This window comes from Nocardia donostiensis (genome assembly GCF_002081715.1).
Taxonomy (GTDB): Bacteria; Actinomycetota; Actinomycetes; order Mycobacteriales; family Mycobacteriaceae; genus Nocardia; species Nocardia donostiensis.
Genome location: NZ_MUKP01000011.1, coordinates 68,589 through 83,097 on the forward strand (window position 1 = coordinate 68,589; position 14,509 = coordinate 83,097).

Sequence of the window (14,509 nt, forward strand, 5' to 3'; positions counted from 1 at the left end):
TCGTCAGACTTGCTCGAGGGGGGGCGGGGCTGGGACTGCGGGCGGGGTGGCAGGTGCGGAGCGCTGCTGAGTGGGCGGTGCGGGCGGATCGGGCGGCGCCTCCTGAGTCGGTCCGGTAGCCGTGTCGACACCGGACGGGTGGAAGAAGCCTTGGAACGCGCCGTAACTGCCGCGGCCGTCGTCGACGGGGTTGTTGGTGTCCAGCGGGACCATCTGACCGCTGGTGATGGTGTACAGACCGTCTGGGGTGACGACGACAAGGGCGCTGCGGTTTTCCCATTGAACTACGTCACCGGTGCGCAGATTGCTGGCGTCGACGGCAGTCCAGGGGGCGCCAGGCGTGGCTTCGCCTGGAGTTCCCGCGTAGGCGGCGCGGGCGTCGCTGCCGTTGGGGTTGTTGACCGCTCTGTTGAGAGCCTCGGCGACGGTGCTGGACACCTTTTGGGTGGTGCCGTTGGGGAGTTGGGCATCCACCATGCCATTGGCATTGATGACCGGTGGGGCGTCGGTGGGAGCGGGCGCGGTGACACCTGTGGGCGGAGACTGGGCAGCCGCCTGCTGAACCTGTTGTTGCTGTTGTTGCTGCTGCGCCGCTTCTTCTTCGCGCTCCTCCTTGCGTCTGTCGTCTTCCTCCCGCCTCTCCTGCATTGCTTGCATCATCTGGGGGATCATCCCCATCATTGCCATCAGCGGCATCATGCCGAGGCCAGGATTGCCGCCGCCGGAAGCAGCGGCGGGCTGGACGGTCGGCTGGGCTCCGGTGCCGGGGTCGGTGTTCTGCCCTGAGTCGTTCGACGAGGAATCGGTTGCGCCCTCCTCTTCCTGCTTGCTGGGGTCGGAACCATAGTCCGGGGGTGCATTGAGCAGGTCGTCGATATCCTCCGGGCTGCCGGGAGTGGGCTTGCCATCCGGGTTGGTGGGGTCATCCGGGTTGGTGGGGTCGCCCGGATTGGTGGGATCGTTCGGGTCGGAGGGTGTGGGTGTCGGCGTGGGGGTAGGTGTCGGCGTGGGCGTCGGTACAGGTGTCGGTACAGGTGTCGGTACGGGTGTGGGTACGGGTGTGGGTACGGGTGTCGGCGTGGGTGTGGGCGGCGTGGGATCGTCGATGTCAAGGGCCGCGTCCTGGAATTTCTTGGTCGCTTTTGCGTACTCTTCGTCCCATTCCGCGGCTCTATCATCGATAGCCTTGACATAGAACCGCTGTTCGGCCTCTGCAGTCAGATAGAACTTGCCGTCCTCGCCTTTCTTGTAGGCGGTGATCTTGAGCGGGTTGCCCTCCGTATCCCTCCCGCCCAGATTGTATATGAGGTTGTCTCCGTCCCGATTGAGCTTCGTTTCATGCTCAGTATTTTCGAACTCGAATTCGAGTTGTTGGTTGAGGTAGTCCTTGATGCCCTTCAAATTCTTGAAGGTTTGGCTGTTTGTTACCGCAGAGTCTTCGGTCTTGACGTCGACTTTTTCGAGTTCGGTCTCGTGGTCATTCTGCCGGTTTTCCAGTTGGGTTTTCAAGTCGTCTTCATGGTTTATTACTTCTCCCCAGCCCTCCGGGGATGTGATCCTTTCGTCGTCGAGGATGTTGCTGAAGTCCGGTGCGGCCTTCGGGTTACGGGCGCCGAGTGTGTCGAACCCCCACTGCATCGTGAACTCGGTGTCCTGGATCAGCGCTATAAGATCCTCACTGGCGCCTCTCGGTATATGCAGCTTTACTTCATGTAGATGCTTTTGATCGTCCTCGCTGGGAAGTTCTTCTTCGTACTCCCCGAATTCAATCTCTTCGGCCTCTTCTTCCCGCTCGTTCTTGGCTGCGACGACATCTGTTGTGTCACCGGTGTGAAGTGCGTTGACGAGCTCCCGGTATTTGTCGTTCTCGTCCAAGTTCTGATAGCGGCTGGCGTTGACAAGCTTCTGTATGACACCGGGGTCGAGTTGCTCCATGGCCGTCTCGAAATCGGCTGCATTCAATTCGTCCAGCGCATCCAGCGATTTTTGGGCTTCGCCGTCCCCGGCCATGCCGTCGTTGCCGTACCACCCCCCCTCACTGTCATAACCTTCTATCTCTTGGACAGCATCTTCTGCCGCTCCCATCAGGCTCTCCTCTGCTCGCTGGAGCCCGCGGCCCCCTCCTGACCTTTCAGAATGTCAGCTATGGGCGGAGGAGCCCCACCGCGACCAGCTGAACCAACGCTGACGGAGTTGAGACGGGGAACGCCGGGATCGATACGGGGGCCACTGTCGAGACCCGGGACCGCCGTACCTGTGCCGGTCGTGTTCGTCGCCTGCACCGCCGATGCACCCGCCGCCGAGAACAATGGATGCTCAACTATCTGGCCATAGGTGTAGTACGCATCGCGTAGAGTCTGCCGGTCGGGTTCACCTGCCGCGAGTAACAGCAGCAGTTCGACGGCGCGGCGCTCGAAAACCATGCTGCGCAGGGCTGCGGTGCCGGGGGTGTCCAGGCGGGCGCCGACAGGAACGTGGGACACGTCCACTCGCCGTGACTGCAGTGCCGCCGCCAACACACCATCGGCGACCCGTATCTGGTCCCACCAACTCGCCGGAACCGGCCGACCGGAGCGCAGCGCGTCGAGAATCTGTCGCCGCCAGGCACGGTGTTCGGAGACCCGCCCGTCGCCGACAGAGACGGCGGTGCTCACCTGCGCGTCCGCGGCGCGCGCCAACTCGAGGCAGGTGGCTTTGATATTGGATTCGGATACCTGAGCTGCCTGGTGCGCCAGCTTTTTCGGGCCGGATAGCGCGAGCCGATCGACCAATCCGGCACCGAGCGAGCTGAGGTCGACGGCCGACTCGGCTGCGGGCACCCAGCCCTCGAGGGCGACGTTGTCGCCGAGAGCCGCGCGCAGGTTGTCCGGGATTGCCGTGGACGACACCAGGGCGCTGATCCGGGCGTTCATCCAGCGACCCTCCAGCAGACCGATCTCAGCGAGTATCCGGGCCGGGTCGCTTGTGCCTTCCAGTGCGGTGATGGCCTCCCGTTTCGTGGGTTCGAGGACGAAGTCCCACCGCCACGGGAGGACGACCTCCACGGGCAGGAACAGTCCGGGAGGCAGCCAGCCGCGCCCCTCGGTGGAGGTCAGCAGAATGAGGGGCCCGTCGGAAGTGCGTCCTACCCCCACCGCCCACTCCAGACCAGGTGTCGAATCTGCTACCTCGGCGAGGATCGCGCCGAGCAGGGTACGGGCGAGCAGCAGATCATCGTCGACCTGCTCACCCACCACGAGCGACGGTAGTGACTGCCGGTCTTTGTCCGCATGTACCGCTGCTGCCAAGGGGCCGGTCGGCAAGGGCGCCGGGATCCTGCCGCTCATGTTTGCACCGCTGGGGACGGGCGCCGCCGGGATCGGGCCGGTCGGCAGCGGCGCCGGCCCTGAGGGCATGCCCGTGAAACCGTTCGCGTCGGTGGCTGTGCCTCCCGGTATATCGGCGGTGCCGGGCTCCGGCATGCCGACCGAAAGCGGCGTGGGCCCGGTGGGTGCACTCCCGTCGAGCTGCGGCACCCATGGGGTGGGTGTCGGGGTGGATGCCGTGGGTGACCAGGGTGACCAGGCGGATGTGGCGGGTGACGGATCGGATGTGGTGGGTGGCGCAGCTGAAGTGACAGGTGGCGTGGAAGCCGGCACGGAGTGGCCGGTCTGGTCGGGAACGCTCGCGGTATCGGGTACGGATGCGGAAGGCTGTGCCGGTTGCGTGCCGTTCACCATCGGTGTGTCCGGACCCGGGCGCACGTGCGGGGCGGAATCGGGGAGCGCGCCGGGGGTCGGACCGGCCGGGACTGCGTCGGCGAAACCAGACGACTGGTTGATGTAGCCCCCGGAGTTCTGATCGTTGTCTTCGAATGCCGCTGCCGCTGCAAGCAGTGCGTCTCGTGACTGCTCATGGTTGGCGGCGAGGTGTTCCGCAGCGGCGTGACGTCTGTCGTAGTAGTCCGTCAGAGCCGCTCGGACCGGGTCGGCAATCGTGCCGTAGCCAGAGGGGAACTCGGCGAGCCAAGCATGTGGGATTTCTCCCCACTTCCGAATTCTGGCAGCGGCCAGCTCATGCTCTTTAGCAGCTCTGAGTAGCTCATCCGGCCGAACATCCATGTAATCGGGCATGCTCGGTTGAATCCTTCCGCCATCTATCTCTGGTTCATTGTTCCGCCTTCCCAAAGTTGGGGATCGGCTGCTCCGGCGCGGCCCGCCACTCCCGCATGATCTCCGCGAGTGGTCGCGGTCGGTTGCCGGCATCGTTCATGGCGATCTGGTATTGCAGCTGGGCGTCCGCGGTGCTCTCGGTGATAGCGGCCATGATGTCGGCGGCCAGTTCCTGATTGTCGAACCGGTCGCAGGTTCCGGGCGCCAGGTACAGGTCCCGCAACCGTCCCCTGGCGTCGACCTCGGGAATGACCAGACCGCTCGGGGACGGGCGACGTGCGAAGATCGCATCGGCCCGTTCGCGCACGTCGGCGATGCGGTGCCGCAACTCCCGGGACAGGGCGAGTGCGGCGCGGACGTCGGGGTGGAGTTCTCTCATAGGGTCCTCCTTCATCCGCTGGCGGAAAACCCGCCTGTGCGGCGACTTCTCCTTCATTACCTCGGCAAGATCGTCGACCGGCACCCGGGCCGGCCCGTGTCGTATGCCTACTGGTTCGGCCGTTCTTCGCCTCCGAACAACCCTGCTCGATGCTACGTGCACCGCAGCCCAGCGGTGAGCGTTGTCTTCCCGATCGTGGAGGGTCGGCTGAGCAGCCTGAGCTCGGCGGCGAATATACCGGCAGCGATGCCTTCGGGCAGGGTCCAGCAGCCCGGCGGCCCCGGGCGGCAGCTATGGGGAAGACGGCGCGGATTACGGGTCCCAGGGGTCGAGACCGTAGTCCAGGGTCAGGTGATCCAGGTTCGCGATGCGCATGGTGGTTCTGTCCAGGGCCGCGCGGTGTAGTTCCGTCGGGTCCTGGTAATAGGCTTTGGCCGCTGCCAAGTGGTCCCGCGCTACGCGCCCCGCGATGGCGCGACGGGTATCGCGGCCGACGCTGTTCCACTCGTCGGCGGTGATCGCGGCTCGCAGGGCCCGTGCCGAATCCCAGTTCTGTTCGACCTTGGCGATGAACGCGTTGTCGAGACTTGCGCCCGAGGGCAGGGGGCTGGTGTGCCGGACGAGGCCGTCCGCGGCGACCGCCGCCTGAGCGGCGAAGGCCCGGATCGCCGGATCGCCGATGTGATTCCCCACGGCGTAGCCGGTGGCTACGGCTTGTTGCGCGGCCCGGAAACCGTATGGGTTCTGCGACCGGGTGTTGTCCCGTACACCGCGTGCGCGCATGGCGTCGTCGATCATCTGCCCGGTCGCCCCTGCGGCCACGAGCGTCGACACGAGGTGTTCGCCGGGCACCCGGTAGTCGATCAGTGTTTTCAAGGCGCGGGCCACCCCGAGTTCGGTGCCGATCCCGCCGTGTTTCCCGGCTTCCTGAACAGCCGCCATGAGCCAGCTCTGCCGGGCCAGATGTGCGTGCAGGTACTCGTCCACACGATATGGTGCGGTTATTGCGTCTGCGCGGGTGGAAGCCTTGTGTCCGCGGGCCAACGGGTTCAGCGGGTTGACGGTACGCCCGGCCAGCCAGGCCGTGAGCGGAGAGCTGTTCACCGTGTTGAGGGTGGTGGCCCAGGCGAGGATGCCGACCCCGGAAATGCCGGCGCCGGAAGCGTTCGCGTCGGCCACCGCCGCGGTGTCTTCGCTGCCGCTTCGTCCCTGAACCGCCCTGGCGAAACGGCTGGTGATCCAGGACGACCCGTCCGACATGCCTCTGCTCAGTCGCCACAGCTGGACGATGGCAACGAGCTCGACCAACGCGGCGATAACGATCACCGGCATCACCTGGCCGCTTGCCTGCCGGAACAGGTTGCCGAGGAACAGCAGGTACACCCCGAGAAATACGGTGTAGGCGCACATCTTCGCTGCGGCGAGGAAGATTTCGACAAGATTGCGGATCAGCAGTGTTTGGCTGGGGCCGTACACGAACCCGCCCGCCGCGAAACCGAAAACCGCCAGGAATGCGTGGTAGATCGTGCTCATTCCGGCCCGGATGATCAGGCCGCCGAGTACAACAGCGAACGCGAGCAGGACGGTGGCCGACAGCAATAGCAGCAGACCGGTGCCTAGTTGCCCCGCGGTGGGCTCGGCGGTCTTGGCTGAGGCCGCCAGGTCGCCGCACGCTTCGATCCCGCTCTTGACCCGGTCGGTATCGCCGGTCGTCAACCCCACCGACCAGGCATGTGCGCAGGCGGGCTGCTCGTCGATGACATGCCCGAAATTCCAGACCTGCAAGGGATAACGGGCCAAACCGTCGGCCAGCTCGGCCTGCATCTCTCCCACCAACTGATCCGGGTGTGCGTTGCCGTTGCCATCGAGACCGGCGGCGACCGTAATGCCCAGATCGCGTCCTTTGGCGAGTAAACCGTCGGACGACACCGCATCGGCGAGCGGATCGGCCAGAAACACCGCCCCGAGTATCGCGACTGCGACCATGGTGACCGTCTGCATCGCGGCTTTCGCGTAGAAACCGCGGATCACGAACCAGGCCACGAAAAACGCGCCGATCGTCGCGGCTGTCACCAATACGACGGGCGTGGCGATCTGGTCGGCCAGGGCGTTCGCTACCCCGTGCAAAGCCGCCGCGAACACATCTAGCCACCGAAAACTCAATGCGTAGCCGATGAACCAGATCGCGGTTGTCACGATGATCATGTATCCGGCGAACTCCAACCCGAGCAGCGCCCACAGGCTCAAGGAGCCCGGCTCTAGCAGACTGCCTTCGTCGGTGACGAACAGATAGTCGGCCAACGGCACCCCGGACGAATCCCGGATACCCATCCAAGCCACCGCGTCCATCCGCGAGGAGGGGATACTCGAGCTCCCGTCCTGCGCAGTCGCCACCGCGCCGACCGTGCCCGGAAAGACCAGCATCGCGAAGAACGCCAACGCAACGCAGATCAGGCGGCGTCGGCGGCGAGTGCCGAAGAGTGGGGTCCTATGTCCTGGTAACGCGAACGGTCGCATCGGTGCGGTGTGTCACTCGTCGCGGTCGATGACCTGCATGTTGCTTGGTCTGTACGACCGCAGGCGAAGTGCTCTCCCTGTCATAAGGGCATTCGTAACGACGCCGGATGAAATTCAGCCGAACGCCTGGTTTACAGGCAGGGGTTCGGCAATGAATTGGGGCGCAACATCAGGTGTCGTCACCATTTTTGGGAATAGCGATAGAATGCACGGAATTTATTGTTCGCGAACGTGTTCCAATAACTGTCGATAGCGGAACGGATCAGTCGTCGCTGGATTCGCGATTGCCGATATAGGCGAGCACGGCGGGGTCGTCGGAGACGATGCGGTCGACTTCCTCGCCGCCGGTGCAGGTGTAGAGGCCGATGGTGACGGAGCCGGGGCGGCGGGCCACGACTCGCCAGAGCGCGCCGCAATCCGTCCAGCGGCGCAGGGCGGACACCTGGTCCACTGGTGCGGGGTCGGTCACGGGTGATGCTTTCTGGACGAGCGAGGGCTGTGCAGTCGACGCTACCCGGATTGCGCGGTCAGCGTCTCGGGCTGCGGCAGTTCACGGTCGATGCGGGAGTCCGGCGTTGGCGGCGGCCCTGCTCAGTACGTCCTCGACCATCGCGGGGGTGAGCCTGCCGGTGAAGGTGTTCTGCTGGCTCACGTGATAGCAGCCGTGCAGATGTAGCGGAGCGCGGTCGCGGGAGGCGGGTTCGAGGAGGACGTGGGCGCCGTGCCCGAACTTCGGGCGGGGGCGCGGCACCGCCCAGCCTGCGTCGGCGAGGGCGGGGAACAGGGCCTGCCAGCCGAAGGCGCCGAGTACGACGATCGACCGCATGGTGGGGGAGAGCAGTTCCAATTCGGTATCGAGCCAGTGGCGGCAGCGGTCGCGTTCGGCGGGGGTGGGTTTGTTCTCCGGCGGGGCGCAGCGCACCGGAGAGGTGATGCGCACACCGAGCAGGCGCAGGCCGTCGTCGCGATGCCGGGCGACGGGTTGGTTGGCCAGGCCGACGGCGTGCAGCGCGGCGTAGAGCACCGTGCCGCTGCGGTCGCCGGTGAACATGCGGCCGGTGCGGTTGGCGCCGTGCGCGGCCGGTGCCAACCCGACGATCAGCATTCTGGCGTCGGGCGGGCCGAAGCCCGGCACGGGGCGACCCCAGTACGTCTCGTCCCGGAACGCGGCGCGTTTCTCGCGGGCCACCAGCTCCCGCCAGGCGACCAGGCGCGGGCAGGCGCGGCAGGTGGTGACGATACTGTCCAGCTCGGCGATGCTGCGGCACACTCTGCTGATTCGACCATACCGGTCGAATATTCTCGGACATTGGTCCAGTTCGGCGTGGTGAACCGGGGGAGGTTGTGATCACGGCCGATTGTTGTACTGGTTGATAACATGGGCATTTCTGGTCGGCCGGATATTGGCGTCGCCCCCGATTCATCGCGAGAGAGTCGTTTCCATGCAGTTTGAAATCGTCGAGCGGGACGAGACGTGGGTTGCCGGGCTGCCGGTGCGCAGCCCCAAACGCGCGCTCGGGGAACTGCGGGACCACGATCTGGAAGGCGCGTGGTCCTCGGTGCTGCACCATGAACTCGGCGGCCCGCTGGCCACCGCCTACACCGATTACGCCACCGATCTAGGGACCTACAACACCCAGATCGTCGGATATCAGTGCTCTTCGTTCGACCAGGTCACGCGGGGGCATCTGGTCGCCCGGCTGCCCGCGGGGGCGTATGCGCGCTTCTCCTCGGTCGGCAACTTCCCCCAGATCATGACCAGCCTGTGGGCGCAGATCGCCTACGCCGAGGAACACAATCAGATCAAGCGCACCCATACCGGCGATCTCGAGTGTTATCCGCACGCGTACAAGATCGATCTGTACCTGGCGGTCGATCCCCGATGACGTACTCGATCGTGGTCCGCGACGCGGCCGTCTACGGCGGTCTGGTGGTGCCGAAGGTGCGCCCGAGTTTCAAGGTCAGCAACAGTGAGCTGATCGAATTCCTCAAGGACCGGTTGGTGGACCGGGTGGGTGGTCACTCGGCGGCGGACGCCGACCGTCCGATGTATACCGTGTACGTCCGCACCCCGACGGGAACCTATAACGCCCTGGTCTGTTTCGAATACCCGGCGCCCGATGCCGCGCCGGTCGGCGATGTGCTGGTTCGTGTTCCGAAGGGCGTCTACGCCCGTTTCCAGCCCAACGGCGACTACCACGATCCGGTGGAGGACGTCTGGGCGCAGGTCGACGATGCGACCGCATCCGCCGGGATCACCCGCGCCTACCGCGAGGAGATCGAGGTGTGGCATGGGCCCGAGTCGGTGGAGTTGTTCATCTCTATCGCGACCTGATCTGGCCGCCGGTGGGTGCGGTGACCGCGCGCCCGGGCTAGCTGAGGGTTAGCTAATCTAGAACCAACCGGTCTGGTGGTTATGTGTTCATTTGGCTTTGACCGGTCTGACCTGCGAATATGGAACGCTGCCTAAGCAGTTTTCGGGAGATTAACCAGTCGTCTGGTCAATTCTGGTTCGATGACGGATACTGCCCTAGGCAACCCACCGATGTGCCGGGGCGTCGGGTGGGCAGCCGAACGAGATCGACCCCCCCGCGCTTATGCGCGGCAACAGAGTAGGAACGTCAATGGCTGTCGAAACGATCGCAGTCGGCCACGAACTCCCTTGCTCCGGACGGGTTCTGCGCTTCCGCGACAATGCCTCCGGTTACGGCTTCTGGGTGAGTACTCCCGACCGGTCGCCGCACCTGTGGGATCGCTATCTGCAGGGTGCACTGGATGTCTACCGGCACTACGGCATACAGCGAGCGCTCGCATACGACACGATCGCCGACGGTCGCTGCACCGCAGTATTTTTCGCCGCTACCGACGCCTGGGGTGAAGTCGTCGGCGGCGTCCGGGTGCAGGGCCCCTACTCCTGGGTCGCCGAGGTCGAATCTCTTGCCCCGTGGGAAGGGCGGCCGGGTGCGGCGGAGCTGAGCACTATGTTCGCCCGCCGGATACCCGACGGTGTGGTCGAGGCCCGCAGCGCATGGGTGGCACGCGAGGTACCCGCGCGAAATGAACTGTCCGCAGCCATATCCCGGTGTATCGCACACGCGCCTCGGCTGCTCGGCGCCCGCTACGGATTCGCCACGGTCGCCTCCTTCACCGCAGGCAGGCACCGTGGCAGCGGCGGTATCGCGGCCGAAGCCATTCCCTCGGTGCCTTATCCGGACTCCCGCTACCGGACGGTGCCGATCTGGTGGGACACCCGGATGTGCCGGATGTTCGCCGACAGATTGCAGTACCTGTTGATGTGCGGGGAACTACGCGCGATGGGGATCGCCGACAGCCCGCCGGCCCGGGCGCGCAGGTTGTCCGGACACAGAGGACACAGAACAGGGGGACGTCGCAGTTATGGTTGCTGAGGCTGATCTGGGGGTGGAATACCGGCCGCTGATCCTGGACCCGAACGAGATCGAAGACGCCCGCGTGCTCACCGAACTCCGCGCCGATCCGCAGATCGAATTCATCGATCTGCGCGGTTTGCTGGACGCGGAGTTCTCCCGGCTGGCCGACCCGCCGGACTGCGGCGAAGGCCCGGAATCCGATCGCTGGGTGTACTACCCCTGGCGGCGCAGTGTGCTCGGTCTGCCCGGTGCACGCACCTTCCGTGCGATACGGCTGGATCGCAACCGCAACAAGCTCACCCGTGACGAACAGGACCGGCTGTCGGCGTTGTCGATCGGCATCGTCGGGCAGAGCGTCGGCCATGCGATCGCCTACACCCTTGCCCAAGAAGGGGTATGCGGCTCACTGCGGCTCGCCGACTTCGACGAGCTGGAACTGACGAATCTCAATCGCGTTCCCGCGACCCTGTTCGATATCACCGTCAACAAAGCGATCGTCACAGCGCGCCGGATTGCCGAACTCGATCCGTATCTCCCGGTCGAGGTGCGCGGCGCCGGTATCGACGAACACACCGCTGACGAGTTCGTCGACGGTCTTTCGGTCGTTGTGGAGGAATGTGACTCGCTCGATATCAAGCTGACGATGCGCGAAGCCGCACGCAGACATCGGATTCCCCTGGTGATGGAAACCAGTGACCGCGGACTGCTCGATGTGGAGCGCTTCGATCTGGAACCCGACCGCAAGCCGTTCCACGGCCTGCTCGGCGAGACCAAAGCGGCCCGGCTGCGCGGACTGTCCACCCGGGACAAGGCGCCGTATGTGGTGAGGCTGATGGGACCGCGTGACCTGTCGGCACGGATGGCGGCCAGCATGGTCGAAGTCGGGGTCACGCTCACCAGCTGGCCGCAACTGGCCGGTGATGTCATGCTCGGCGCGGCCAGCGTCACCGCAGCGATCCGCAAGATCGGTCTGGGCGCACCGCTGATGTCCGGGCGAACTCGCGTCGATCTGGACCGCGCGCTGGACGAACTGGCCCAGCCGCCGCTGACCGACGACACACAGCGGGGTGACCGCGATACCCGCGATATCACCGCGCCCTCCGGTAACGACATCGGCCGGGTGCTCGAATGCGCGCAGCGCGCGCCGTCGGGCGGTAATGCCCAGCCGTGGACGTTGCGCGTAGACCGCGGTGCGATCCGCATCGAACTCGATCCGCAGTACACAACAGCGATGGATATCGGCTACCGAGGCAGTGCCGTGGCGGTCGGCGCCGCGCTGTACAACGCCAGGGTCGCCGCGGCCGCGCACCACCTGCTCGGTCCGTACGAACTGATCGAATCCGGCGAGCCGGGCGCGCCGCCGCTCACCGCGGTGCTGCGCGGGGCCGGGCAGTCCGACGCCGCGCTGGCCGCCGACTATCCGCTGGCGCTGCGCAGGGAGACGAACCGGCGCCTCGGTTACGGCGCCCCCATCCCCGACGACGTGCTCGGTGAGCTCGCTGCGGCGGTACATGCCGAGGGGGCGGTGCTGCGGGCGGTCACCGACGCCGGTTCCATTCACGCGGCCGCCGCGCTGCTCGCCGAATCCGATCGGATCCGATATCTGACGCCCCGGCTGCATCGCGAGATGTTCGCCGAAATGCGCTGGCCGGGCGATGACCTGGCAACCGGTATCGATACCCGATCGTTGGAGTTGACGCCGGACGAGCGAGCGGCGCTGGAAATAGGCCGACGCGCCGATGTGATGGCGCAATTGCACGAGTGGTCGGCGGGTGCGGCGCTCGGCGACTATGCGCGCGATCGGGTTACTTCGAGTTCCGCGATCGTTGTGGTGACTTTCCCCGACACCCAGGCTGCGGATGCCCACGTGCTGGCGGGGTATGCGACGGCAGGAGCGGCAGTTCAACGATTGTGGATTCAGGCCGAACGGCGTGGTCTGGCGGTGCAGCCGATGTCGCCGGTATTTCTTTTTTCGCGCCGCCGCGGCGAACTCGAGGCGATTTCTCCCGCGTACGCGGATACACTGGCGACCATTCAAGGCCGTTTCCTGGAGCTGCTGGGAGTGCCGGAATATGAGACCATGGCATTGGTACTTCGCCTGAGTTACGCGGCTGCGGCTGGCGTGCGCAGCAGGCGGCGTCCGGTGCCGGGCGCGGACACCCGCAGTTAGCGCGATCGGAGACAAGGTGCCTCGGCGGACGCTCGACTCGCTGGTGACTGAGGTCGCCGCAGAGCTGATGGGCGTCGATGCCACCACGATGGTGTCGGCGACCGAGCGCGTGCTGTCCATACTGGTCGAATACTTCGACGTGGATTTCAGCTACGTGCGGCATACCGATCGCGAACGACGCGCGACCGTGCTGGTCGCGGAATGGCCGCGACGGGAGGAAGTGCCCGACCCCGACCCACTGAAAGTGGTGTATTTCGATAAAGCGGATTCGGTCTTCCGCGCGCTGGAGCACACCACCGAACCGTTCCTGGTGACCCGCCGCGATACCGACTACCAGGAGACCATCCGCCGTGCTTCCGGTCTGCCCAATGTCACCTCCGCTGCGGTGCCGCTGGTCTCGCGCGGTGAATCCACCGGTCTGCTCGGTTTCATCAAGGTCGGCGACCGCGAGTGGAGCACGCGCGAACTGAATGTGCTCAAAGCGATAGCCGCGCTTTTCGCCCAGCTCCAGGCCAGGGTGGTGGCCGAGGAACGGCTGCGGTTCATCGCGTTGCACGACGATCTGACCGGGCTGTCGAACCGGCGCGCGCTGCTCGACTATATGGAGGAGCGGCTGCAGGCGGGCAGGTCCGGTCCGGTCGCGACGTTCTTCCTCGACCTGGACCGGCTCAAGGCACTCAACGATTTCCTCGGCCACACCGCGGGCGACAACTTCATCCGCACCCTGTCCTCGCGGCTGCGGGACAATCTCGACCCCAACGATATGATCGCCCGCCTCGGCGGTGACGAATTCGTTATCGTGCCCGCGAAACCGATGGATGCGGTCGCCGCCGAACACGAGGCGATCCGCATCCAGCAGCTCATCGGCAGGCGGGTCACCGTCGGCGGTGAATCGGTGAGTCGCGGGGCCAGCGTCGGCGTTGCGGTCGGTATCCCGGGGCAGACCACGGTCGCCGAGGTACTGCGCCGCGCCGATCACGCGCTGCTGTCGGCCAAATCGGGCGGCGGCAACGGGGTCGCGATCTTCACCGACGCCATGCGCGCCCAGTTCGAACTACAGGACGATGTCGAGCTCAACCTGCGCGGCGCGGTGTCCGACGGTTCGCTGATCCTGCACTATCAGCCGGAGGTGGATCTGCGCACCGGCCGTATCGTCGCCATGGAGGCGCTGGTGCGCTGGCTGCACCCGACCAGGGGTCTGCTGCCGCCTGGCGCGTTCGTCACCGTGGCCGAGGCCACCAATCTGGCCGGTGAACTGGGCCGCTGGGTTATCCGGTCGGCGTGCGCGCAGTTCGCCGAATGGCGCAGGCAGGGGCTGGCTGCGGAGATGGTGATGCGGATCAACGTGTCCCCGGTGCAGTTGGTGAGCCTGGATTTCGTGGAGCGGATCGAGGACATCCTGCGGTTTTTCGGTATCGACGGCAGCTCGATCTGCCTGGAGATCACCGAACATGTCGTGGTGCAGGACCTGGCCCGCACCCAGGTCACCCTGCGCGGTTTGAAGCGGATGGGCGTGCAGATCGCCATCGACGATTTCGGCACCGGCTACAGTTCGCTGTCGCATCTGAAGGCGCTGCCGGTGGACGCGGTGAAAATCGACCGTGGCTTCGTGCAGCGGCTCGGCTCCAGCACCGACGATCTGGCGATCGTGAAGTCGATCATCGGGTTGGCCGGCTCCTTCGGGCTCGGGGTGGTCGGCGAAGGTGTCGAGACGCCGGTCGCGGCCCGCACCCTGGTCGGATTGGGCTGTTACCGAGCGCAGGGGTTCCTGATCGCCCGGCCGATGCCCCCCGCCGAGGCGGAGGAGCATCTGGCGCTCGGGCGTATCCCGTTGAACCTGGATCTGCCCGGGAGCAGCCAGGGCGCCGCTGACGTGTTGAACGGGCACGGAACGACCCGATAG

General features: G+C 65.6%; 11 protein-coding genes. 5 read left to right on the forward strand and 6 right to left on the reverse strand.

The window, feature by feature from the left end; all coding sequences use genetic code 11:
• Window positions 1-3: 3 nt before the first annotated feature.
• The 6 genes from B0T44_RS26480 to B0T44_RS09815 form a co-directional block, all read right to left on the reverse strand.
• Window positions 4-2,085, reverse strand: a complete 2,082-nt coding sequence (locus B0T44_RS26480; protein ID WP_139347815.1) for a hypothetical protein — start codon at window positions 2,083-2,085, stop codon at window positions 4-6.
• Entirely contained in the window at window positions 2,085-4,112 is a 2,028-nt protein-coding gene (locus B0T44_RS09795; protein ID WP_077116901.1) for a type VII secretion target, read from the reverse strand. The genes B0T44_RS26480 and B0T44_RS09795 overlap by 1 nt, the downstream gene beginning before the upstream one ends.
• A gap of 34 nt (window positions 4,113-4,146) precedes the next feature.
• Entirely contained in the window at window positions 4,147-4,530 is a 384-nt protein-coding gene (locus tag B0T44_RS09800; protein ID WP_175648021.1) for a hypothetical protein, read from the reverse strand.
• A gap of 312 nt (window positions 4,531-4,842) precedes the next feature.
• Entirely contained in the window at window positions 4,843-6,954 is a 2,112-nt protein-coding gene (locus tag B0T44_RS09805; RefSeq protein ID WP_175648020.1) for a hypothetical protein, read from the reverse strand.
• A gap of 355 nt (window positions 6,955-7,309) precedes the next feature.
• Complete coding sequence (locus B0T44_RS09810) at window positions 7,310-7,516, reverse strand: hypothetical protein (protein ID WP_175648019.1); 207 nt, start codon at window positions 7,514-7,516, stop codon at window positions 7,310-7,312.
• Window positions 7,517-7,597: 81 nt separating this feature from the next.
• Window positions 7,598-8,326: a uracil-DNA glycosylase gene (locus tag B0T44_RS09815; RefSeq protein WP_077116898.1), complete on the reverse strand. Its 729-nt coding sequence runs from the start codon at window positions 8,324-8,326 to the stop codon at window positions 7,598-7,600.
• Window positions 8,327-8,489: 163 nt separating this feature from the next.
• On the opposite strand from B0T44_RS09815, the gene B0T44_RS09820 reads away from it, so the two are divergent.
• The 5 genes from B0T44_RS09820 (at window position 8,490) to B0T44_RS09840 (ending at window position 14,509) form a co-directional block, all read left to right on the forward strand.
• Complete coding sequence (locus B0T44_RS09820; protein ID WP_077116896.1) at window positions 8,490-8,933, forward strand: GyrI-like domain-containing protein; 444 nt, start codon at window positions 8,490-8,492, stop codon at window positions 8,931-8,933.
• Window positions 8,930-9,382 carry an effector binding domain-containing protein gene (locus tag B0T44_RS09825; protein ID WP_077116894.1) on the forward strand — a complete coding sequence of 151 codons (453 nt, stop codon included), beginning with the start codon at window positions 8,930-8,932 and terminating at the stop codon, window positions 9,380-9,382. Before B0T44_RS09820 ends, B0T44_RS09825 begins: the two co-directional genes overlap by 4 nt.
• A 289-nt stretch (window positions 9,383-9,671) precedes the next feature.
• The gene (locus B0T44_RS09830; RefSeq protein ID WP_077116892.1) at window positions 9,672-10,454 is read left to right on the forward strand and encodes a hypothetical protein; all 783 of its coding nucleotides are present in this window, start codon (window positions 9,672-9,674) and stop codon (window positions 10,452-10,454) included.
• A complete protein-coding gene (locus B0T44_RS09835; protein ID WP_077116890.1) occupies window positions 10,444-12,606 on the forward strand; it encodes an Rv1355c family protein in 2,163 nt (720 codons plus the stop codon). The genes B0T44_RS09830 and B0T44_RS09835 overlap by 11 nt, the downstream gene beginning before the upstream one ends.
• A 67-nt stretch (window positions 12,607-12,673) precedes the next feature.
• Window positions 12,674-14,509, forward strand: coding sequence for a putative bifunctional diguanylate cyclase/phosphodiesterase (locus B0T44_RS09840; RefSeq protein WP_254854191.1), 1,836 nt, complete (start codon window positions 12,674-12,676; stop codon window positions 14,507-14,509).

What these genes read in the sequence shown, in the direction of transcription:
- B0T44_RS09835 (WP_077116890.1), top strand. Translation starts at nt 10,444, where the DNA reads ATGGTTGCTGAGGCTGATCTGGGGGTGGAATACCGGCCGCTGATCCTG.
- B0T44_RS09805 (WP_175648020.1), bottom strand. Translation starts at nt 6,954, where the DNA reads ATGCTGGTCTTTCCGGGCACGGTCGGCGCGGTGGCGACTGCGCAGGAC.
- B0T44_RS09795 (WP_077116901.1), bottom strand. Translation starts at nt 4,112, where the DNA reads ATGCCCGATTACATGGATGTTCGGCCGGATGAGCTACTCAGAGCTGCT.
- B0T44_RS09840 (WP_254854191.1), top strand. Translation starts at nt 12,674, where the DNA reads ATGGGCGTCGATGCCACCACGATGGTGTCGGCGACCGAGCGCGTGCTG.
- B0T44_RS09830 (WP_077116892.1), top strand. Translation starts at nt 9,672, where the DNA reads ATGGCTGTCGAAACGATCGCAGTCGGCCACGAACTCCCTTGCTCCGGA.
- B0T44_RS09800 (WP_175648021.1), bottom strand. Translation starts at nt 4,530, where the DNA reads ATGAGAGAACTCCACCCCGACGTCCGCGCCGCACTCGCCCTGTCCCGG.
- B0T44_RS09820 (WP_077116896.1), top strand. Translation starts at nt 8,490, where the DNA reads ATGCAGTTTGAAATCGTCGAGCGGGACGAGACGTGGGTTGCCGGGCTG.
- B0T44_RS26480 (WP_139347815.1), bottom strand. Translation starts at nt 2,085, where the DNA reads ATGGGAGCGGCAGAAGATGCTGTCCAAGAGATAGAAGGTTATGACAGT.
- B0T44_RS09825 (WP_077116894.1), top strand. Translation starts at nt 8,930, where the DNA reads ATGACGTACTCGATCGTGGTCCGCGACGCGGCCGTCTACGGCGGTCTG.